The sequence below is a fragment of the Cyanobium sp. ULC065 genome (genome assembly GCF_977927515.1).
Map to the genome: position 1 here is coordinate 2,661,624 of NZ_OZ376393.1, position 21,130 is coordinate 2,682,753.

General features: G+C 66.1%; 17 protein-coding genes and 1 tRNA gene. 9 read left to right on the forward strand and 9 right to left on the reverse strand.

Going from position 1 to position 21,130, the window contains the following annotated elements; all coding sequences use genetic code 11:
* Positions 1-472: 472 nt before the first annotated feature.
* Entirely contained in the window at positions 473-727 is a 255-nt protein-coding gene (locus ACXMDP_RS13230; protein ID WP_259729764.1) for a hypothetical protein, read from the forward strand.
* 1,072 nt (positions 728-1,799) lie between these two features.
* Here ACXMDP_RS13230 and ACXMDP_RS13235 read toward each other — a convergent pair.
* Complete coding sequence (locus ACXMDP_RS13235) at positions 1,800-2,411, reverse strand: VapE domain-containing protein (protein WP_457766941.1); 612 nt, start codon at positions 2,409-2,411, stop codon at positions 1,800-1,802.
* Positions 2,412-3,601: 1,190 nt separating this feature from the next.
* Between ACXMDP_RS13235 and ACXMDP_RS13240 the strand changes: the two genes are divergently transcribed.
* Complete coding sequence (locus ACXMDP_RS13240) at positions 3,602-4,777, forward strand: THUMP domain-containing class I SAM-dependent RNA methyltransferase (RefSeq protein WP_259729766.1); 1,176 nt, start codon at positions 3,602-3,604, stop codon at positions 4,775-4,777.
* Between the two features lie 48 nt (positions 4,778-4,825).
* Here the strand turns inward: ACXMDP_RS13240 and ACXMDP_RS13245 are convergent, their stop codons facing one another.
* Together ACXMDP_RS13245 and ACXMDP_RS13250 are read right to left on the reverse strand one after the other, a co-directional pair.
* Positions 4,826-5,230, reverse strand: coding sequence for a phage holin family protein (locus ACXMDP_RS13245; protein WP_255101124.1), 405 nt, complete (start codon positions 5,228-5,230; stop codon positions 4,826-4,828).
* Positions 5,227-5,643: a glycine zipper domain-containing protein gene (locus ACXMDP_RS13250; RefSeq protein ID WP_259729767.1), complete on the reverse strand. Its 417-nt coding sequence runs from the start codon at positions 5,641-5,643 to the stop codon at positions 5,227-5,229. The genes ACXMDP_RS13245 and ACXMDP_RS13250 overlap by 4 nt, the downstream gene beginning before the upstream one ends.
* Positions 5,644-5,754: 111 nt before the next feature.
* On the opposite strand from ACXMDP_RS13250, the gene smc reads away from it, so the two are divergent.
* A complete protein-coding gene (gene smc, locus ACXMDP_RS13255) occupies positions 5,755-9,339 on the forward strand; it encodes a chromosome segregation protein SMC (RefSeq protein ID WP_259729768.1) in 3,585 nt (1,194 codons plus the stop codon).
* 49 nt (positions 9,340-9,388) lie between these two features.
* On the forward strand, positions 9,389-10,618 hold the full coding sequence (locus tag ACXMDP_RS13260) for a PRC-barrel domain-containing protein (RefSeq protein WP_457766942.1): 1,230 nt from the start codon (positions 9,389-9,391) through the stop codon (positions 10,616-10,618).
* 136 nt (positions 10,619-10,754) lie between these two features.
* Here the strand turns inward: ACXMDP_RS13260 and msrB are convergent, their stop codons facing one another.
* From msrB to ACXMDP_RS13275, 3 genes are all read right to left on the reverse strand, one after another.
* Positions 10,755-11,195 carry a peptide-methionine (R)-S-oxide reductase MsrB gene (gene msrB / locus ACXMDP_RS13265; RefSeq protein WP_094512758.1) on the reverse strand — a complete coding sequence of 147 codons (441 nt, stop codon included), beginning with the start codon at positions 11,193-11,195 and terminating at the stop codon, positions 10,755-10,757.
* Between the two features lie 38 nt (positions 11,196-11,233).
* Complete coding sequence (locus tag ACXMDP_RS13270) at positions 11,234-12,505, reverse strand: glycosyltransferase family protein (protein ID WP_094512757.1); 1,272 nt, start codon at positions 12,503-12,505, stop codon at positions 11,234-11,236.
* A gap of 15 nt (positions 12,506-12,520) precedes the next feature.
* Positions 12,521-12,602: transfer RNA gene (locus tag ACXMDP_RS13275), tRNA-Leu, on the reverse strand.
* Positions 12,603-12,830: 228 nt separating this feature from the next.
* On the opposite strand from ACXMDP_RS13275, the gene accC reads away from it, so the two are divergent.
* Entirely contained in the window at positions 12,831-14,180 is a 1,350-nt protein-coding gene (gene accC / locus ACXMDP_RS13280; RefSeq protein ID WP_094512756.1) for an acetyl-CoA carboxylase biotin carboxylase subunit, read from the forward strand.
* Between the two features lie 154 nt (positions 14,181-14,334).
* On the opposite strand, the gene ACXMDP_RS13285 is transcribed toward accC, so the two are convergent.
* Complete coding sequence (locus ACXMDP_RS13285; protein ID WP_259729847.1) at positions 14,335-14,637, reverse strand: YggT family protein; 303 nt, start codon at positions 14,635-14,637, stop codon at positions 14,335-14,337.
* Between the two features lie 105 nt (positions 14,638-14,742).
* Here ACXMDP_RS13285 and psbX point away from each other — a divergent pair, with 105 nt between their 5' ends.
* The 4 genes from psbX (at position 14,743) to ACXMDP_RS13305 (ending at position 18,863) form a co-directional block, all read left to right on the forward strand.
* On the forward strand, positions 14,743-14,865 hold the full coding sequence (gene psbX / locus ACXMDP_RS13290; protein WP_094512754.1) for a photosystem II reaction center X protein: 123 nt from the start codon (positions 14,743-14,745) through the stop codon (positions 14,863-14,865).
* Between the two features lie 312 nt (positions 14,866-15,177).
* Positions 15,178-16,761 (forward strand): Ycf66 family protein, encoded by a 1,584-nt coding sequence (locus tag ACXMDP_RS13295; protein ID WP_457766943.1) that lies wholly within the window; start codon positions 15,178-15,180, stop codon positions 16,759-16,761.
* Positions 16,758-17,243 carry a TolB family protein gene (locus tag ACXMDP_RS13300; RefSeq protein WP_259729771.1) on the forward strand — a complete coding sequence of 162 codons (486 nt, stop codon included), beginning with the start codon at positions 16,758-16,760 and terminating at the stop codon, positions 17,241-17,243. The genes ACXMDP_RS13295 and ACXMDP_RS13300 overlap by 4 nt, the downstream gene beginning before the upstream one ends.
* Positions 17,244-17,330: 87 nt before the next feature.
* Positions 17,331-18,863, forward strand: a complete 1,533-nt coding sequence (locus tag ACXMDP_RS13305) for a DUF2079 domain-containing protein (RefSeq protein WP_259729772.1) — start codon at positions 17,331-17,333, stop codon at positions 18,861-18,863.
* A gap of 21 nt (positions 18,864-18,884) precedes the next feature.
* Here the strand turns inward: ACXMDP_RS13305 and ACXMDP_RS13310 are convergent, their stop codons facing one another.
* Positions 18,885-19,118: a chlorophyll a/b-binding protein gene (locus ACXMDP_RS13310; protein WP_259729773.1), complete on the reverse strand. Its 234-nt coding sequence runs from the start codon at positions 19,116-19,118 to the stop codon at positions 18,885-18,887.
* A 7-nt stretch (positions 19,119-19,125) separates the two neighbouring features.
* The gene (locus ACXMDP_RS13315; protein ID WP_457766944.1) at positions 19,126-21,111 is read right to left on the reverse strand and encodes an ABC transporter ATP-binding protein/permease; all 1,986 of its coding nucleotides are present in this window, start codon (positions 21,109-21,111) and stop codon (positions 19,126-19,128) included.
* Between the last annotated feature and the right edge of the window lie 19 nt (positions 21,112-21,130).

Genomic DNA, 21,130 nt, shown 5'->3' on the forward strand with positions numbered 1-21,130 from the left:
TTGAGGCGATCAGTGCGCGTAAGACGCTCCAGGAGAACGCCGCCGACCCGGTGATCCACCAGGGGTTCCGCCGGTTCTCAGGGCAAGTCGGTATGGACCGGCACTTTTTGCGTCTCCTTGTGTTGCGGAAACGCAGCCAATGCCTTCAGCGATTGCTGAGCCGAGCAAAATCAATGAGCTCGTGGACTAGGAGGAATCGCATGGCCTGGAGCAATTCGGGTGCCGTGGTGACCTTGGAGCCTGGGGCTACGGTTTACTGGACATACGTGTTCCGCGGTGGAGCCGACAAAGGCGTGCAGATTGCGGGCGCTCATACCGGCTCGTTTGCTAGTCCCGGCGCATTAGGAACGGCTATTGCCTTCGACCAAGGGAAGATCGTCGATGGAATCAACCAGGTGACTTATGTGGTAAGTATCAGGAACGCTTCAGCGACCTCGGAGTTGAGGCACAACCTCGAAGGTGGAGGTGTCACATGAAGATGACCGTTGTCACAGACAAGCAGGGCAGGTTGCTTGCGAGCATGTTTGGGTATGCATCAGAGTACGCCTCCGAGCCTCATCAGGCCTCGAAGGATGATGACGACCGGAGGCCCATGGCGACACTGGTGTGTGGGCCTGATCAGGTATTCCACGAGATCGAAGTACCAGCAAAATACGAGAAGCTCGCGCCAGTCGATCTGCACGCTGCACTACGGCAGCAACTGGACCAGGGCGGCAAGCAGCAGTGAGCGCACAGCGGCGCGGCGAGCAATGGCGCGATCCTTCCCTGGGCAGATAACTCCCTCGGGATGTTCACATTGAGTAAGCCCCCCTTGGCGCGCTACCTGCCCGTGCCGGAAATGGAGCCAAACCCATCGCCGCCACTGCGTGGTGGAGGATCGTCATCCCGTCCGTCGATCCGCCCCAGGGTTCCAGGGTTCCCCGCTTCGCCACGAATCTCATCTGCGCCAAGCATGTGCAAGCGCCCATACATGAACCTCTACAAGTCCAAGCAGCGAGCGTCAATATCCGGCAAAAGCAATGCCCCATGGCTGGTGTGAAAAAGCCGCTTTTCGCCATTGCCACGCTCACTCAGGCGGTGGCTAGGGCCAAGGCCAGCTCGGCGGAGCTGCTGAAGGTGGCGCGGAACCTACCACTGGCTGATGGGGTTGGGTTGGGATCCATGGCGGATGCCAGGGGTGAAGGGGCTGGGACATGGGGGCATGGTTTCCATCCTCGGGAGGTGGATACTTCTCCGCGCATAAGCACCTGTTGAATTCCTCCCTACATCCCCTTTCCTGTTCTTGCTTATTGAAGTCCCCATGTCCCCACAGAGAGGAGAAACCATTGCAGTGCAAAGGATTTGGACTGGGGACATCCCTGGGGTCATCGCCACAGAAACTACCTTCCAGCGGTGAGCACCGCCTGGGCGGAGTCGATCTGCTGCGTCATGCCGGGTCCGGCGTGGAAGCTGATGCCCCCAGTTCTGGGCGGCGCAGCCATAGCTCTTGTCCATCCGGGTGCCATCGGGCAGCCAGTAACGGGTCAGCCCTGCAGTCCGTCGCCAGCCGAGCGCCGTCAAGGCGTTGGCTGCCTTGTGCCGCAGTCCCTGATCCTTCAGCTGATCGCTGTAGCCCACTGCCTTAAGGATCTGGACGCTCGGCGCTTCGATCACCTCGGGATGGTCGTCTGCCCACCCTGCGATCGCCTCGCGCAACGGGTCCTCAGCGGCGAAGGCAGTGGCATGGGCGCTACCAGATCGCCTTCCTCCGGCGTGTACAACCACCGCTCACCACGGCGATATGCGGCCACCGCACTTCCTCAGATCCTGTCCCGGTTCGCCCTGACCAATGGCAGGGCCACGCTCTGAATGTGGATCACCGGAAGGCGACGGTTTCCCGTTGGGTCTTTCATGAAGTCCCGGCGGTTCGTTGTACCCACCAGGCCACATGATCGCTTCAGGTGCTCAACGCCTCGACCATATGGTCGCCGGCAATCAACCTGGCTGCAGGAGACGAACCGCTTAAGGGTTTCGCTCTCCCGCTTGCCAATGATGTTGTCGATCTCGCCCCACTCATGAATCCAGGCAGAGTGAAGCTGAATCCGATCCTCTCGGATGTCGCGCAGATCGCCGAGCGAATCAGAGAACCATTCACCGCCCAGGATCTTCCAGAACTCACTTTTCCCGATCCCTTGTGCTTCGGACGCCGACACCAGGCAGGTGTGGACCCAAAGGCGCACCTTCGCGAACAGCTCGCAAAGGACTGGCGCCAACGTTGCCGCTTGCCGTTTCAGCTGTCGCCGCGCTGCTGACCTGAAGTCCAGGTGGTCGACGTGGGGGCGCAGGATGTGGCTGTTACCAGCGAATCCACCAGTGAGGCTCACCACGGCCCAGCGGCCACCGTCGATGTTCAGCACCTTGCCGAGCAACATGCCGGCGGGTGAACTGAACCGCTCCCCCCAATAAGCGCTGATCGAGCTGTCAGTGCGGCGGCATTTGCCGTCAACGTCCCTGCCGCAGAGAGGACATGGGCTCTGCTTGCCGCTGGGAATCCACGGTCCGCTGCTGAAGGCGGTCATCGCCCCACCTCCAGATCCTGCAGTTGCCGCGCAGAAGCCGGCACTGAGAAACCGGGCGCACTTGCACCGCCCACTACTCAATCCTCAACGCGGGGAAAGGCTTCGACACGGGAGGGATCGACCCGCGAGAAGGAAGTGAAGGCCAACTCAGTTTCTGCCGGTTGCCATTGAAGCGGAGCTGCAGTTGTGATCCCCCCCCAAGCGAAAGTGCTTGCCTTGATTGAGCGGGCTGAAATTCTGACGACGAAGATGTAGCTGCGTTTTCGGATGGATTCCCAGACGCCGTGCCATACCGGAAGTGGTGAGCCACTTCGGGAGCTTAATTGGACGCATTGGCGACTGACGGCTATCTCAGTGCTGACAAAAGAGCACAAAAGAAGTTAGTGAATTACCACGGAATCAGAGACTCATAAGAAACGCGAATAGCCACACAAACGCAATCTCTACCTCTTCAATAAAGCGGACACAAATACAAATACGCAACGGAGACTAGCCAGGCAACCACCTAAATGAATGCTGCGTGAACTTGAAGGGCGGGCCAGGAAGCAAGTCGGCGCCGAAGCCAAGGACACTCACGGGAGAGCTTGAGCATTGGGCGATGGACGCACCATCTCAGCCAACGTTCACAGCCGGAAGGTCACGGAGATGGTCACAGGCTCGGAACTGAAGACGTGCGAATCCCGAAAACACTTGCTGTGCCAATGAAATGGGGGCCTTCCAGCCCCCGTGAGTCATTTGGGTGATAAGGCTGACTTACCCCATCTCCCTATAGGAGTCAGGCAGCCACAGGGGCGGTCTGACGGGAGAAACGAACGATGTTGTTCGCTGTTACGGGTTTGCTCTTACCGAGCAGGCTTCAGTCACCCTCCTCATACCCCGTCGAAACCATTGCAGCCCCTGGAGGCCCGCAGATGCGGGAATGGAGCTGAGCGGAATCGAACCGCTGTCCGAAGCACCGGTGTGAGCCACCTAGTCCGCCCGAGGACGGACCTTGTCATTGTGGCAGCAGTGAGGGCACAGGGCATGGGGGAAAGCCGGTGGGCATGACCGAACCTGTCGCTGCCGTGGCGGTGCTGCCCCAGGGCCTGGAGCAGCAGGGCGCTGAGGAACTGGCCCAGCTCGGTGCCAGCGATGTGCGGCCCTTGCGGCGGGCGGCCAGCTTTCGGATCGAGCCGGGGGGCTTCTATCGCGTGCTGCTGGAGGCTCGCCTGCCCTTTCGCCTGCTGCGGCGCCTGGCGGTCTTTCCCTGTGCGGGCGCCGATGCGCTCTACGACGGCATCCAACGGGCAGCCGACTGGGACCGCTGGCTGCCGCCGGACGCCAGCTTCCGCGTCGATGTGACCGGCTCGGCCCCGGGCCTCAACCACAGCCACTTCACGGCCCTGCAGGTGAAGAACGCTCTTGTGGATCTGCAGCGCCAGCGCCACGGCCGCCGCTCCGGCATCGACCTGGACCATCCCGATCTCAGCCTGCAACTGCACCTGGGCGGCGGCCAGGCGCAACTGAGCGTGGAAGCCGCCGGCAGCAGCCTGCACCGCCGCGGCTGGCGGGCGGCCATGGGCCTGGCGCCGCTCAAGGAGAACCTGGCCGCCGGCCTGATCGCCTGCACGGGCTGGGATGGCCGGGTGCCGCTGGCGGATCCGCTGTGCGGTTCCGGCACCCTGCTGATCGAGGCGGCCTGTCTGGCGCTGGCGCGGGCTCCGGGGCTGCTGGATGACGCCAACGGTCAGCCCCAGCCGCGCCGTTTCGCGATCGAGGGCTGGCCCGACTTCGACCCGGAGCTGTGGCGGCAGGCGGTGGCTGCTGCCGCCTGCCGCCGCCGCACCGGTCTGGCCGACGGCAGCCCGCTGGCGCCGATCGTGGGACGCGAGCAGGACGCGGACGTGCTGGAGCAGGCACGCCACAATGCCGCCGCGGCCGGTGTGGCCCCCTGGATCGACCTGCAGGCCGGTGATGTGCGGGACTTCCAGCCCCCGGAAACCCCCGGCGTGCTGGTCTGCAACCCTCCCTATGGCGAGCGCCTCGGCGCCGACGACGATCTGGAGGCGCTCTACAGCGATCTCGGCCGCCTGCTCAAGGAGCGCTGCTCCGGCTGGTCGTTGTGGCTTCTGAGCGGCAACGCCGCCCACACCGGCGCCCTGCGCATGAAGGCCAACCGGCGCGTTCCGGTGAGCAACGGCGGAATCGATTGCCGCTGGCTGAATTACACGATCCGCTGAACTCTTCCGCTGAACGCCTCCGCTGACCGCGACCGCCTGGCGCGTGCCTCAGCGGCCCAGAATCGCTCGCGTGGTCTTGGTCAGGCCAGCGGTGGTCTGGGGCAGGTAGGGCCCCTTGGTGAGCTGCCCGCCGATGCGCAGGAACAGCCCGGCCAGCACCAGATCGAGGGCCATCACGGCTAGCACCGACCGGATCCAGCCCCAGGCCAGCCCAAGCTGCAGCCAGAGCACCAGGGCCAGCTGGCTGGCCACCGTGGCCAGCATCACCATGCTGATGCCCGCACCGAGCAGCAGGCCGCCGCTGATCAGGCGGCGCTTCTCCTTGTCGGCCTCCTGCAGGGCGATGCGCACGTGCAGGTCCATCACAGAAGCCACCAGGGCGGTGATGCGTCCCGCTGCCATGCGGCCCACGCCGGCGCCGTCGTCGTTGCGGCGGTGGTTGTCGCCACTCATTCGGAGCGCCGCCCGGTGGAGAGCAGCAGGCCGACCACGACCCCGACGGCCGCCGCCACGCTCACGGCCAGCAGGGGGCGCTCTCGCACTGGCTTCTCAAGGCGGGGCCGCAGGCTGGTGTTCAGGTCGTCGAGCAGGTTCTCCAGCTGCTCCTCCAGGGGACCGATGCGATCGGCCAGCTGGCGGGTCTGATCGGAGGCGCCATGAAGCAGATCCAGCAGCTGGCCACGCACTCCGCTGACGGTGCGGCCGGTGTGCTCGGCGATCAGGGAGGCCACCTCGTCGAAGCTGCCGCGGGTGGCTTCTAGGGTTTCCCTTGCCACCTGGGGCCATTCCTGCTGGATGGTGGGTAGCAGGGCCTCGAACCGCTCGCGGAACCGTTCGGCGCTGAGCGTCGGGGTGTGCTGATCCATGGGGCTGCCCGGGGGTGACGCTTGCGGTTCCAGGCTAAGCAGCGCCTCGCGGGTGGGGGTTGAGATTGTGTCGGAGTCCGATAGATTCGGCCTGCTCGAAGCGCGGGCCTGTTGGTTCACATCAATCAGGTCGAGTTCAAACATTTCAAGTCGTTCGGCGGATCGCTGGCGATCAGCCTTGAACCCAATTTCACCGTGGTCACCGGGCCGAACGGTTCGGGCAAGAGCAACATCCTGGATGCAGTGCTCTTCTGCCTGGGCCTGGCCTCCAGCCGCGGCATGCGGGCCGAGCGCCTGCCGGATCTGATCAACAGCGCCGTGTTGCGCCAGGGCAAGGCCGCCGAAACGGTGGTGAGTGTGCGCTTTGATCTCGGCGACTGGCAGCCGGATGGCGCCGAAGAGGGCCTTGAAGCCCCGGCAGAGGGTCCCTGGATCCAGGCCGGCCAGCGCGAATGGACCGTGAGCCGGCGCCTGAGGGTGGCGCCAGGCGGCACCTACAGCAGCAGCTACAGCGCCGATGGCGTGCCCTGCAACCTGCAGCAACTGCAGACCCAGCTGCGGCGCCTGCGGGTGGATCCGGAGGGCAGCAACGTGGTCATGCAGGGCGATGTCACCCGCATCGTGTCGATGAGCGCACGTGAGCGGCGGGGCCTGATCGACGAACTGGCGGGCGTGGCCCTGTTCGACAGCCGCATCGAGCAGACCCGCGCCAAGCTCGACGAGGTGCAGGAGCGACAGGAACGCTGCCGCATCGTTGAGCAGGAGCTGCTGGCTAGCCGCCAGAAACTCGAGCGCGATTGCGCCAAGGCCCGCTTGTACCAGGACCTGCGCCAGCAACACCACGACGGCCGCCTGCAGGAACAGCTGCTGCGCTTCGAGCAGGCCCAGGCGCAACGCGCCGACCTGACGCGCCGCCAAACGGCGCTCACGGCGCAGCAGGACGCCGACCGGCTGGCCATCGCTGCCGCCCAGGAGGCTCTGGAGCAGAACGCGCAGCAGCTTGAAGCCCTTCAAGCGGAAGTGAAGGCCCTCGGCGAAGACCAGCTGCTCGGCGTTCAGGCCGAACTGGCCGGCCTCGACTCCAGCAACCGGGAACTGGCCCGTCAGGGCGAGCGGAATCAGCAGGAAGCCGAGCAATTGCAGCAGCAGCGCCAGGCGCTCAGCCGCCAGCAAGGGGAACTGCGGCAGCAGCAGCACGCCCTCACGGGCGACGACGATCGCCAGGAGCTGGAGGCGGCCGAGCAGGCCTGCCACAACGCTGAAGCAGCCGTCAACCTCTCGCGGCGTCGGCTGGGCGAGGTGGCCGGGCGTTCGGGCAGCTGGCTGGACGCGCAGAAGCGACGCAGCCAGCAGCGCAGCCAGCTGCAGAGCGTGATTGCCCCGTTGCTGGAGGAGCGGCAGCAGTTGGCTGAGCGGTTGCGCCAGCAGCAGGAGCGCCTGCTGGAACTGGGCGCCGAGCTGGAGGGTGGCAGCGGCGACGACCAGGAGCTGCAGCAACGGCGGGCCGGTCTGGAGACGGAAACCCTCGCGCTGCAGCGCACCCTGGCCGGGCAGCAGCAGCAGGCCCAGCAGCTGGCCGAAGCCCTGGCGCTGCAGCAACGCACCCGCGCCCGGCTGGAGCAGGAACAGATCGGCCTGGAGCGTGATATCGCACGCCTGGAAAGCCGCCGCGAAACCCTGCAGGAAAGCCGGGGCACCGGCGCGCTGCGCTTGCTGCTCGAATCCGGCCTGGAGGGCATCCACGGCCCTGTCGCCCAGCTGGGCGATGTGGAGGAACGGGTACGACTGGCGCTGGAGGTGGCGGCCGGGGCGCGCCTGGGCCAGGTGGTGGTCGACGACGATCGCATCGCCGCCCGGGCGATCGAGCTGCTCAAGAGCCGCCGGGCCGGCCGGCTCACCTTCCTGCCCCTGAACCGCATCCGCGGCGGCGGCAGCCAGGCGGCGCCCAGCAGCTGGAGCAACCCCGGTGGGCTGGTGGGGCGGGCGGTGGATCTGATCCGCTACGAGCCCGTCTACGGCGAGGTGTTCCGCTACGTGTTCGGCGACACGCTGGTGTTCGAAGACCTCTCCAGCGCCCGCAAGGAGCTGGGGCGTTGCCGCGCCGTCACCCTGGAGGGCGAGCTGCTGGAGCGCAGTGGCGCCATGACCGGCGGCAGCCTGCAGCAACGCAGTGACAGGCTCAGCTTCGGCAGCAGCGGCGAGCACGACGAGGCCGAACCGTTGCGGCGGCGCCTGCTGGAACTGGGCGAAAGCCTGGTGGCCTGCCGCCGCCAGGAGGCTGAGCTGGGGCGCCAGCTGGAGCAGTTGCGGCCGCTGCTGCAGGGAAACCAGCAACGGCTGGCCGGCCTTGAAGCCGAGCGCGCTGCCACTGAGCGGGCTGCCGGCCCCCAGCTGGAGCGGCTGCGGCAGCTCAACGAGCGCCTCGCGCACACCCGCGCCGCCGAAGCTGCCGATCAGCAACGCCACAGTGAGGTGGTGGCGCTGCTGGAAGCACCGCAGCAGCAGCTGGCGGCCCTGGAGCAGGAGGAGGCCGCCGCCCAGGGCAGCGGTGACAGCGACCGCTGGCAGGGGCTGCAGCAGGAGCTCGAAAGCGCCGATGCCGCCTTGCACGAGGCCCGCCAGCACCGCGACGCCCTCCTGACGGCGCGCCGGGAACGCACCCTGGCGGCGGAGCGGCTCGGCCATCAGCTCGACGCCCTGGCCAGCGAGGAGCAGCGGCTGCGTCAGGCCGTGCTCGCCTTGTCTGAAGCCCATGGCCAGTGGCGGGAGCGGCAGAGCGAGGCCCTACAGCGCCGTGCCGCCCTGGAAGCGCAGCAAAGTGCGCTGCAGGAACGCTTCGGGGAGCGGCGGCGCGCGCGCGATGAGGCCGAAGCCCGCCTCGCGGCCGCACGCCTCGCCCTGCAGCAGCAGCAGTGGGATCTGCAGCGGCTGCAGGAGGAGCTCGCTGCTCTGGCTGAGCAGGAGCGGGGGCTGGGGCTGCGGCTGGAGGCGATGCAGCGCGAGCTGCCCGATCCCCTGCCGGAGCTGCCGGCGGGCGTGCGCGAGGCGGGGCTGGCTGCACTGGAGCAGTCGCAGCTGCAGCTGCAGCAGCGGATGGAAGCGCTGGAGCCGGTGAACATGCTCGCCCTTGAGGAGCTGGAGGTGCTGGAGCGGCGGATTGCCGAACTGGAGGAGCGCCTCGAGGTGCTCAGCAAGGAGCGGGAGGAGCTGCTGCTGCGGATTGAAACCGTGGCCACGCTGCGTCAGGAGGCCTTCCTGGAGGCCTTCCAGGCTGTGGACGGGCACTTCCGCACGATCTTCGCCGGGCTCTCCGATGGCGAAGGGCACCTGCAGCTGGAAAACCCGGAGCAACCGCTGGAAGGGGGACTCACCCTGGTGGCCCACCCCAAGGGCAAGGCGGTGCGGCGGCTGGCCTCGATGTCAGGGGGGGAGAAATCGCTCACGGCACTGAGTTTCCTGTTTGCCCTGCAGCGCTTTCGCCCTTCTCCCTTCTATGCCCTCGACGAGGTGGACAGCTTCCTCGATGGGGTGAACGTGGAGCGGCTGGCCGCCCTGATCGCCAGCCAGGCGGACCAGGCCCAGTTCCTGGTGGTCAGCCACCGGCGCCCGATGATCGCGGCCGCCACCCGCACGATCGGCGTCACCCAGGCCCGTGGCGCCCACACTCAGGTGGTGGGTCTGCCTACTGCCGCCTAGACCGAACCCCCAGCACCGGGGTCGTGGGTCACAATGACCCCCAGCCCCAATGTCGCCGACACCCCGCGGGATCTGGCCGTTGACCTCTTCCATTCCTCCTTCCGCCGATCCCGCCGCCGCCGCACCCAGCGACCGTCTCTGGCTGCGGTCGGAGCTGATGGGCACCCAGGTGATCACCCGTGACACCGGGCGCCGCCTTGGGGTGGTGGGCGAGGTGGTGGTGGACATTGACCGGCGTGAGGTGGTGGCCCTCGGCCTGCGCGACAACCCCCTCACCCGCTTCCTGCCGGGCCTGCCCCGTTGGATGCCGCTCGACCGCATCCGTCAGGTGGGCGATGTGATCCTGGTGGATTCCGCCGATTCGCTGGCGCAGGGGTTCAATCCCGAGCGCTACAGCAAGGTGATCAACTGCCAGGTGATCAGCGAGTCGGGCGAGCAGCTCGGCCGGGTGCTCGGCTTCAGCTTCGACATCGAGACCGGTGAGCTCACCACCCTGGTGCTGGGGGCCCTCGGCGTGCCCCTGCTGGGCGAGGGGGTGCTGAGCACCTGGGAACTGGCGGTGGAGGAGGTCGTCAGCAGCGGCCCCGACCGCATCATTGTGTACGAGGGGGCGGAAGAAAAACTCAAGCAACTGGGCACGGGCCTGCTCGAGAAGCTCGGCATCGGCGGCCCCAGCTGGGAGCAGGAAGAGCGCGATCGCTTCCGCCAGACGATGGTGCCGGTGGAGAACCAGCTGGCCTCCGGGCAGCCCAGCGTCCAGGAGCAGCGCCGGATCCAGCCCGCCACCAACCGGGCTGTGGAGCCCAGCGTCGATCAGGAGCTCGAATACGTGGAGCTGGAGCGGCGGCGGCAGGAGCCGCTGCGTCAGCGCCGCTACCTCGACGACGAGGAGGAGGAGTCTTATGGCCGTGGCGAGTCGCGCCGCTTCGACCGCGACGACGACCGGGGCTTCAACCGGGAAGAGGGCCGTGGCTATGGCAACGACGAGGTCCGCGGCCTCGGTCGTCCTCAAGACCGGGACTTCATCCGCGGCGAGGAGAGCGGCTACGGCAATGACCAGCCCGGCCGTGAACCACTGGAACCACTCGATCCTCTCCCGCCACGCTCAGAGCGCACGCTGCCCCTGCGCGAGCGCCCTCTTCAGGCGCGCCCGGACAGCCGTCGGCGCCCACCCATGGCCGAGGATCCCGTCGATGTGGACGTGGAGCCGTACAGAGATGAGGATGTGACCGATCAGGCCGCTCGGCGCCGCCGTAACGATTTTGAAGATCCCTGGTGATCACGGCCTTCTGTGATGAAGGTCCACGGTCACCGCGCGGCCTGAAGTGATGCGGACTGTAGGTTTGGCGGCCAAGACTGATTGCGCCCGTCGCTGATCATTGCCTGGTCTGATCACAGCGCTCGTGGAGCGATTTTCATCCTGCCCCTTCCTTCGGTTCAAAGTCGAGCGAAGCCGAGTTCACGCAGTACCTCAAACCCGTGGGCGCTGGACCGTCGGTGAACAGGTGTCCAAGGTGCGCCTCACAGTTGGCACAGCGGATTTCCGTGCGCACCATGCCGTGGCTGCGGTCTTCAACGGTGGTGATCGCCTTGGGATCGAGGCCGCTCCAGAAGCTGGGCCAACCGGAGCCGGAGTCGTACTTGGCGTCGGAGGTGAACAGCCGGGTGCCACAGCAGACGCAGTTGTAGTGCCCGGCCTGCTTGTTGTTCCAGTAGGCACCGGTGAAGGCCCGCTCCGTGCCCCCGAGGCGCGCCACCTGGTATTGCTCAGGCGTGAGCTTCTGCTGCCAGATCTGATCCGCTTCCGCCGGGGTGGGAGCGGGGGATGAAGCGGCAGCTGAATCGGAAGGGGCCATGGCCGGAGGCGACGAGCGGCAAGAAGGCAGCCCTCAACCTACGCAGTGGGAAGCAGATCAGTCACCATCGCGGCCAGAGCGGCCACAGCTCCGGGCTGCCCCCGCAAGCTGCGCAGGTCCTCCCGCTGCCCCGCCAGACGGTCCGGATGGGACAACCAGTCAGCGGCTTCAGCGGCGATCTCCTGGGGAAGGATCGGCCCCACCCGCTCGGGCACCACAGCCCGCCCGGCGGAGATGTTCGGCCAGGCAAGGAAGCCGCGCTGGCGCATCCGCCAGGCGGTAAGCGCCACCCCCAGCAACCAGCGCAGCAGCGGCAGGCGTGCCACCAGCCCCAGCCATCCGTCCCAGGCCTGCATCACCTGAAGATGCTGGGTGGGCACCAGCACGATCATCGGCACCCCGAGGGCGCCGAGCTCGGCAGTGTTGGCGCCCACGGTGGTGAGGGCAAGGGCGCACTGGCTCAGCGCCCCGTGGGCGGGATGCTGCTCCACCAGCAGGATGCGCGTGCCGGCGGCGGTTTCCAGCCAGCGGGATGGCGCCTCGGCGGAGGGCTCCAGCAAGCGGGGCTCGCTGCTGCCGTAGTGCCGTTGCAGCGGATTGGCGGGTCCGGCCAGTGCGAGCAGTTCGGCCACGGTGGTGGTGGGCGCCACGGGTAACAGAAAGCGGCAGTCGGGCCTCAGAGCGGCGAGCCGGTCGGCGGTGTCGAGCAGAAAGGGCACCCCCACCAGCAACTTGGCGCGCTTCGAACCAGGCAGCAGGGCCACCCACTGGCCGGCCGGCAAGGGCGCCTCAGCACGGGCCGTCTCGGAGAGGTCAGCCATCAGATCGCCCACGATGGTGCAGCGGTGGCGCCAGCGGGCAGGCAGGCGGCGCTCAGCCTCCGTGCCCATCGCAGCAATCCGGTCGTTCCAGCGAGGCCAGCGCGCCACCCACTCCGCGTAGGTGAGGTGGCGATAGCCGAGGCGGGCCTTGAGCAGCACCGTCCAGAACTGATCGCCGCCCAGGAACACCACCACACCCCTGGCCGGCCAAGGGCCATAGCGGCGGGGACGCAGCAGCAGCTTCCAGAACCTGTCGGCTGGCACTATCGAGTTGAACAGGCCGAGCCTTTCGGCGGCCTGGCGCTCATGGCCTGTGGCATTCGGGCAGGGAACCAGCACCAGCCGCAGCTCGGTGGCCGCCTGAGGCTGGCGGGGACGCAAGGCCAGGGACGCATGCAACCGTTCGGCCAGAGGGCGCACCCAGGTGGTGAGTTCACCGGGGCCGTTGCAGACCAGCACGATCGCTGTGGCGGACGGCGGGCCGGTCAAGTTGGTGAAGAGAAATGCGGATGGCGAGACTTGAACTCGCAAGGCCGAAGCCACACGCCCCTCAAACGTGCGTGTCTACCAATTCCACCACATCCGCGTGGCCGTCAGGGGCGAACCCCCTTCGACTCGTCAATATACCGATCGCCCGGCCCACCCTTCCGCTGCGCCCCACACCTCGCGCGATGGCACAGCGCAGATGGGTCAGCATCAACCATCAGCGCTTAACTGGTGGGCCGCTTCCACCGGGCCGGCTGCCGGGATGGCACCGGGCGGCAGGCGCTTGATTGAGCGCTGATACAGTCCGCTGCGCCTAGATGCATATGGGATGCCCATCGGCAAGCTGCTGATCGCCAACCGGGGCGAAATCGCGCTGCGAATCCTGCGTTCCTGCCGAGAACTGGGCATTGCCACAGTGGCCATCTACAGCACTGTGGATCGCAACGCCCTGCACGTGCAGCTCGCCGATGAAGCGGTGTGCGTGGGCGAGGCGCCCAGCCGAAAGAGCTATCTCAACATTCCCAACATCATCGCGGCGGCCATCTCCCGCGGCGCTGACGCCATCCATCCCGGCTATGGCTTCCTGGCCGAAAACGACCGTTTTGCTGAGATCTGCGCCGCACACGGCCTCACCTTCGTGGGTCCTTCGGCGGAGGCGATCCGGGCGATGGGCGACAAATCCACCGCCAAGGCCACCATGCAGCGGGTGGGTGTTCCCACCGTGCCGGGCAGCGAGGGCCTGCTGGCCGATGCCGAGACGGCAGCGGCAGTCGCCGCGGCCATGGGCTATCCGGTCATGATCAAAGCCACCGCCGGTGGCGGCGGGCGGGGCATGCGGCTGGTGCCCGATGCCGACCAGCTCGAGAGCCTGTTCAAAGCGGCCCAGGGCGAGGCCGAGGCTGCCTTCGGCAATCCTGGCCTCTACATGGAAAAGTTCATCGACCGGCCCCGGCACGTGGAAGTGCAGGTGCTGGCCGACCGCCACGGCAACGTGGTGCATCTTGGGGAGCGCGACTGCTCGATCCAACGCCGTCACCAGAAGCTGCTGGAGGAAGCGCCCAGCCCGGCGCTTGATGCCGACCTGCGTCAGCGCATGGGGGAAGCGGCGGTGGCAGCGGCCCGCAGCATCACCTACGAGGGCGCCGGCACCGTGGAGTTCCTGCTCGACAAGAGCGGTGCCTTCTACTTCATGGAGATGAACACCCGCATCCAGGTGGAGCACCCGGTCACGGAGATGGTGACCGGCATCGACCTGATCGCCGAGCAGCTGCATATCGCCGGTGGTGAGCCCCTGCGCATGCGGCAGGCCGATGTGCAGCTGCGCGGGCACGCCATTGAATGCCGCATCAACGCCGAGGATCCACAGAAGAATTTCCGGCCAGCGCCGGGGCGCATCTCCGGCTGGCTGCCTCCGGGCGGGCCTGGAGTGCGGGTCGACAGCCACGTCTACACGGGCTACGAGATTCCCGTCTTCTACGACTCCCTGATCGGCAAGCTGATCGTGTGGGCACCCGATCGTGAGGGCGCCATCCGGCGCATGCGGCGCGCGTTGATGGAATGCGCCATCACAGGCATCTCCACCACGATCGACTTCCACCTCAGCCTGCTGGACCGGCCCGAGTTTCAGCGCGGCGACATCCACACCAAGTTCGTGGAGCAGGAGATGCTGCCGGGCTGATGCCGGCAGATCAGCCAGTGGTTTGCCGAGGCTGGCAGTTCTGGCTGCTGGTTCGGGGCCGGCGGCATTCAGCCACCATTCTGTGACGGGCGGCTTGTGGGTGGTGGTTCGGCCAGCACTCTGAGGCTGTCCTGTTCGCCCCGGGCGAACCGGTTCAGCCGGCCCCCAGGGTGGATCCATGCCGCGCCACAAGGGTGAGCAGGCCCTGCTGGCCCAGCAGCAACTCGCGCATCAGGCTGATCAGCCCCACCCAGATCACCGGTGTCACGTCGACGCCACCGATCGGCGGCACCACGCGGCGGGTGGTGGCCAGCAGCGACTCCGTGGGCCAGCCGATCAACCGCATGGCGCCCCGCTGCAGATCGATCTGGGGGTACCAGGTGAGCACGATGCGGAACAGAAACAGCAGGGTCCAGGCGCCCAGCACCAGACCCAGCAGCAGGTTCAGCGCCGGCATCGAACGCAGCAAGGTTGCAGCCGTCACAAAGCTCTAAGCAGAAAGACCATTGATCGTAGGAAGCGGTGGCCCTTGACTAGGATCCCAGCCACCACCAGCGCCACCATGACCCCTTCCCTCGCCAACTTCCTGAGCAGCCTCGTGTGGGGAGCGGTGATTGTGGTGATCCCCATCAGCATCGCGCTCGTGCTGATCAGCCAAACCGATCAGGTCGACCGCAAGCTCTGATCCGCTTGACCAACACGGCCAGCGCTCGCACAGGCAGACCCAAGTGTCGAGATGCAGCCAGGCCTTGAGCTACTGGAGGCCACGCCGGTCTCCAGTAGCAGTGCGTTGCAAAGATCCGCCGCAGAGCTCCGCAGCATCGGCCTGCAGAACGCAACCGGCAGGCTCCCGTCACGGGCTTGATTGCTGCTCACCCTTGGTGCGGCAACGGTGAGCGGGTCTTCCCGGCCGCGCTCTGGAGATGTCCCTAAAGTGCTTGAACGGGTTCTCCAGTCGGAGGATGCGGACGTCCGTTCTGCCTGAGGTCTTCCAGACGTGGTTAATGCCAGCCTGAACTGGGCGAGCATCGTCGGCATCGTGTTGGCCGTCGGCGGAGCCTTTCTCTATTTCATGAGGAGCTTCAAGCCCGCCCTCGCTCGCGACTACGACGTTTTCTTCGCGGCGATCGGCCTCCTCTGCGGTGGGATCCTCTTCTTCCAGGGCTGGCGCCTCGATCCGATCCTCCAGTTCGGTCAGTTTCTCCTGGCCGGCACCACCGTCTTTTTCGCCTACGAGAGCGTGCGCCTGAGGGGCGTCACCACTGAGCAGGCCCGGCGCTCCTCCTTCTTCGACGACGACGAACCCCTGCCACCTCCCGCCCGTGGCCACATGGGTGGCGGCGACTGGAACCCCGATGTCGACCGCCTGGAAGAACCCCAGCCCCTACGCCGCAGGATCCGTTCACGCGAGGCGGAACCCGAAGACGACGACTTCTACCGTCCGCGCCGCACCGCGCGCCCTGCCATCCCAGAGCGGGCCGCCAGCCGCCGCCCCGCCGACACCGACGACTGGGATCCTGCCCCCGCTCCCCCGCGTCGACGAGCGCCCCGCCGCTGTGGATCCCGCCTTCCGCGCAGGCTCATCCCCCGCAGCACTGCAGCCCCCAGCTCCGGCCCGCCTTCGGCGCCCGCCGTCGTGATCGGGATGTGGCTGCGGAGCCGCGCCGAGGCACCCGCCCTATCGCCAGCAGCGAGTCTGTTCCCCGCTCCAGCCGGCGCAGCGGCAACGCCCCTATTCCGGGTGCCGGTCCACTGCCCGGCGGCGCTGAGCCCTCGTCACGCCCCGCAGCCGGGGTACCCATGGGTTCACCGCTGCGCGGCGGTCTTGGCGGTGCACCAGCCTCCGGCAGCACCCCTGATCCGGCCAGCGACGCGGATTACACACCGTTGCGCTCCAGCAGCAGCGCCAGTGCTCGAAATGCGTCCGGTCCTGCCGGTGCACGCAATGCCTCCAGCAGCGCTCGCCCTGGCTCCAGCCGCGACAACAGCTCCCGTTTCGACGACTGACCTCCAGCCACCGGTGAGAGGTCTGGGCTGGGGCCGGCCAGGCCCCCTGCGCTGGGTGCCCTGGCTGTTGGCCCTGCAGCTGGTGGTCTGGCTCTCAGGCTGCGGGCTGGGCCCGAGAAGCCGGCCGGCCCCCTCCACCGGCCTCCGACCCGAGGCGCGCCAGGAGCCGGCATTGAGCGGGGATGGCCGGCTGCTGGCCAGCCTGGTGGAGCGCGGCGGGCGCACCACCGTGCTGCTCCAGGAGCGGCTCAGCGGCAGAGTGATTCCCCTGCGCCACCTGCAGCGGCAGCAGCCCCACAGCTCCCCGTCGTTGAGCTGGAACGGTCGCTACCTGGCCGTGATCGTGCAGCGGGGTGAGCGGCGCCTGGCGGTGATCGAGGACCGTGCCAACGGCCGTGGCATTCCCCTGCCCCTGCCGGGAGGCCAGGAGCCCGAGCGACTCAGCCTGGCCCCGGACGGCCGGCGCCTCGCCATGCAGTTGGTGCGAGGCGGCCAGCGGCAGGTGGAACTGTTCGATCTCAGTGGTCTGCTCGAACCCGATCTGCCGCCCGGGCTGGCAGTGCCGGGGCGATGAGGAAGCCGCCGACCCTGTTTGTTGGATTGCTGCTGGTCGGTCTGGCCGGCTGCAGTGCCTCCCCCCTGCGGCCGCTGGTACCGATCAACCAGGCCCTGGAGCAAGCCGGCGCCACTGGGCGTGAGCCGTCCCTGGCCAGCGGGTGGCTGGCCCTGATCAGCGGCCGCCAGGGCCGGGAGCAGGTGGTTCTGGTCGATCTGCGGACCAACCGGCCGGTTCCCGTGCCTGGACTGAACCGCCCCGATGCCCAACCGGTGAGCGCCAGCGTGGATGGGAGCGGTGAGCGGCTGGCGGTGGTGCGGCAGCGGGACGGCCGCACCGAGCTGGGGCTGTACCGGCGCTCGATCCAGGGGTTTCAGCCTCTGCCGCTGGATCCAGCGGGGGTGCCGCGCCAGGTGAGCCTCAGCGGCGATGGGCGCCAGCTGGCGGTGGAGGTGAGCCGCGGCGGGATCTGGCAGGTGGACCTGCTGGAGCTGCCATGAACCGAAAACCCGGCGCGATGGCCCGGCCATGGGTCATCAGGCAGGTGCGACGGCGGAGTGGGGGCCCTCACAGCCTGCTGTGGAAGCATGGCTGAGGCAGGAGATGGGCACGGCATGACCGAATCACGAAGAATGGAATCAACGCCCTCGCCGGGCAACAAGGTCGGAACCACCGCTGGCGTCAACGGTGTCGATCGGAAGGTTCCGCGTGGCCTGTGGCTGGCCTCTCTGGGCCTCTTCGTGGTGTTTTTCCTGAGCGCCTCCTACCGCCATTACACCCTTTCTTCCAGTGCCTTCGACCTCGGCATCTTTGATCAGGCCGTGTACCTGATCAGCCAGGGACTGCCACCGATCTCCTCCTACCTGGGCTTTCACATTCTTGGCGATCATGCCTCGTGGATCTTCTACCCCCTGAGTTTGCTGTACAGGATTCATCCATCGGTTCAGTGGCTGTTCGCCGTTCAGGCATTCAGCCTGGCAATCAGTGGGCCAATCGTCTACCTGATCGCGAAAGACTATCGGCTAAGCGATCAGGACGCAAGGCTGATGGCCTTCATCTACTTCCTCTATCCGGTGGTGATCAATGCAAGTGTTTCCGACTTCCATCCCGAAATCATTGCCATTCCATTTCTCTTCCTGGCCATCTACAGCCAGCGGAGAGGCCATCTCTGGATGACCCTTGTGGCGATCGGAGTGGTGTTGGCTTGCAAGCAGGCCCTGGCACTCACATGCATCGGGCTTGGTGCCTACTTCCTGATCAGGCGGGACCGCAGGACAGGCCTGTTGGTGATGGGCCTGTCCACCTTCTACCTCGCCCTGATCATTTCGGTCGTTACCCCATCATTCGGGGGTGGGGTGATAAAGCACGACTGGATTGGCCGGTTTTTCAGCTATCTCGGTAATTCCCACCAAGAGGTGGTCACAACCATCCTGTTCAATCCGATGGTTCTGATTCGCCATCTGTTCTCCGTTGAGAATGCCTTCTACCTGTTCCTGCTGGTTCTCCCTGTCATCTTCACCAGCAACATCAAGGCATTTCCTGAACTGATGGGCGCCACTCCTGCGCTGTTGCTGAATCTGCTGAGCGATCACCCCAATCACAAGGGGCTCATGCTCCATTACAGTTTGCCGATTGTTCCGTTCATCATTCTGTTTGCGATTTCCTCGCGAACCTACGGCTTTCCCAAGATCCGATCCAGCCTTTTGCTTGTGTGGGCTGTCCTGTGCATGTTCGGGCTAACGAAGTTCATCAGGATCATGACGAACCATTCGTCTTTCGAGCGGATTGAAGAGGCCCATCGCGTTGTGTCGTTGATTCAGCCAGACTCGGCAGTCCTGGCTCCCATCGACATCGCTCCCCACCTCTCCCATCGAAGGGTGATCAGCAAGCGCCTGCACAGTGATGGCGAGCGGTACATGACATCAAAGTTCCTGCAGCACTACGACTACATTCTGCTGAATGGCTCCGATTCGAAGAAGGATCGCGTGCTGCAACGGCGACTCAAGGCCGATCAATCCTTCCGCATGATCTACCAATCACCTGATTTCATGCTCTTTCGTACCAATCACCCACTGCCATGGTCCCCATCGGTGCTCAAATCGGTGGATGTGTTCTCATGACAACCCCGCCCCAAGCCAGGCTCAAGGCACCAGGCCAGCCCAGTGCAGGAAGGTGTCGCCGCTGAGGGCTTCGATCAGCAGCACGGAGGCAAAGCCGATCATCGCGAAGCGGCCATTGACCCGTTCGGCATAACCGCTCCAGCCGAAGGCAGGGGCATCGGCCGTGGTGGCGCTTGTGGGAGCTGCCACGGCGGTATCTGCCGCTGGAGCAGTGGCTTGGTCGGTGGCGGGTGCGGGTTCCGGATCGGTGGGCATGGGGCGTTCAGGTGCGAGTGAAGTCATAGCCGGTGGCCGGCAGCAGGCGCCAGCCGCCCTGGCCATCCAGTTCGAGCACGGTGTCGTGGAAGGCGGCAAGGGTGGGGCGGTGGCCCACGCTCACAAAGGCCATGTCCCGCTCGGTGAGCAACTTGTAGAGATGCTTCTCGGTGTTCACATCGAGGGCACTGGTGGCCTCATCGAGCACCACAAAACGGGGAGAGTTGAGCAGCAACCGGGCGAAGGCCAGGCGCTGCTGCTCGCCGAGTGAGAGGAGGCGGGGCCAGTCCTGCTTGATGTCGAGGTCGGGGTAGCGGCGCACCAGCTCCGGCAGCCGCACCTCTTCCAGGACGCTGCGCAGGTGGTCGTCGCTGAAGCGCTCGGGCTGCTGGGGGTAGCAGAGCTGTTCCCGCAGGCTGCCCAGGATCATGTAGGGCTTCTGGGGAATGAACAACAACTCCGCCAGCGGTGGCCGCTCCACCGTGCCGGCCGCAGCCGGCCACAGGCCACTCACCATGCGCAGAAACGAGGTTTTGCCGCAGCCGCTGGGGCCCACCACCAGCAACCGCTGAGCAGGGCCCACCTCCAGGCTGATGTCGTGAATCAGGCGGCGGTCGGTGTGGGGTGGCACCAGATCGGCATGCTTCACCAGGATGGTCTGGTGTGAGGCGTCTGCCAGCAGTGAATCCTGGTAGTTGCGTTCGCGGGCCTGGCTGCCGATCTCATCCACCTTGAGCTGGAAGCCCTCCAGGCGACTGATGCTGGCGGAGAAGGCCGCCAGGCGGTCGATGTTGTTGACGATGTAACTGACCGAGAACAGCACCTGACTGAAGGCGATGCTCGCCTGCCCGAACACGCCGAAATCAACTTCCTTTGCGAAATACACCGGAGCGATCACCAGCCAGGGCAGAAAGCGCGAGAAGTAGTCGTAGGAGCGCTGGATCACCTGGATCAGCGCCTCCCACACGATCAGCTTGTTGTAGTTCACGATCGCGCCACTCAGCCGGCGCTCCGCTTCTTTACCTTCCTGCTGTTCACCGCGGTAGAAGGCAATCGACTCAGCGTTGTCGCGGATGTGAACGAGGCCGTAGCGGAAATCGGCTTCCAGCTTCAGCTGCTGATAGTTCAAGGCCACCAGCTTGCGGCTGGCGAACACGATCAGTGCGGTGCCGCCCAGTGAATAGGCCAGTAGGAGCAGCGCGAGATTCACGCTGATGCTCCACAGAACAATGATGAAGCTCACGAAGGTGAGCAGCGCGGAGAGGATCTCCACCGTGACGCTCAAGCTGGTGCCAGTGAAGCTGGCGGTGTCCTGAGAAATCCGCTGGTCAGGGTTATCGATCTCCTGCTGGGATTCGTCGTTGGGATTGAGGATGTAATAGGCGCGGTTCGAGAGGTAGCGGGTGAGCAGGCGGCCGCTCAGCCACTCACGCCACAGCAGGCCAAGCTTGGGAATCAGGTAGCTCTGTGTGGCGCGGATCGGCAGAGCCAGCACCAGGCAGAAGGCATAAATCGCCACGATCTTCCAGAAGCCGTCCTGGTCGTAGGCCACCAGGGCGTTATCAACGTTGCGGGCCACAAAGCTGATGCCCACGTTGATGCCGTTGATCACCAGGATCAACAACGTGATCACGCCGATCAACAGCCAGGGAAGCCAGCGCCCCTGGCGCAGCTTCGCCCGGAAGCTGCTGAACACCGCCAGGCCGCCGGCGAACAGCGCCATCACCACCGGACCGATCGGGCCGCTCCAGAGCGCGGCCACCTGCTCGGGCACCCCTGGCAAGAAGCGGCTGCGCAGATCGGGGATGAGCACACCCGCGGCGGCCACCGAGCCGGTGAGCAGCAGCAGGGTGACGCCCACCACCACCGCAAGCAGGGACAGCACCAGCAGCAGGAATTGCCAGGAACTGCTCTCCTCCAGGGGGAGGAAGTAAGGCTGGGCCAGGCGCTGCAGCTTGCCGAGCTGCTCGCGGAACGCCTTGAAGAAGCTCATGGACCGTGACAGGTCCGCC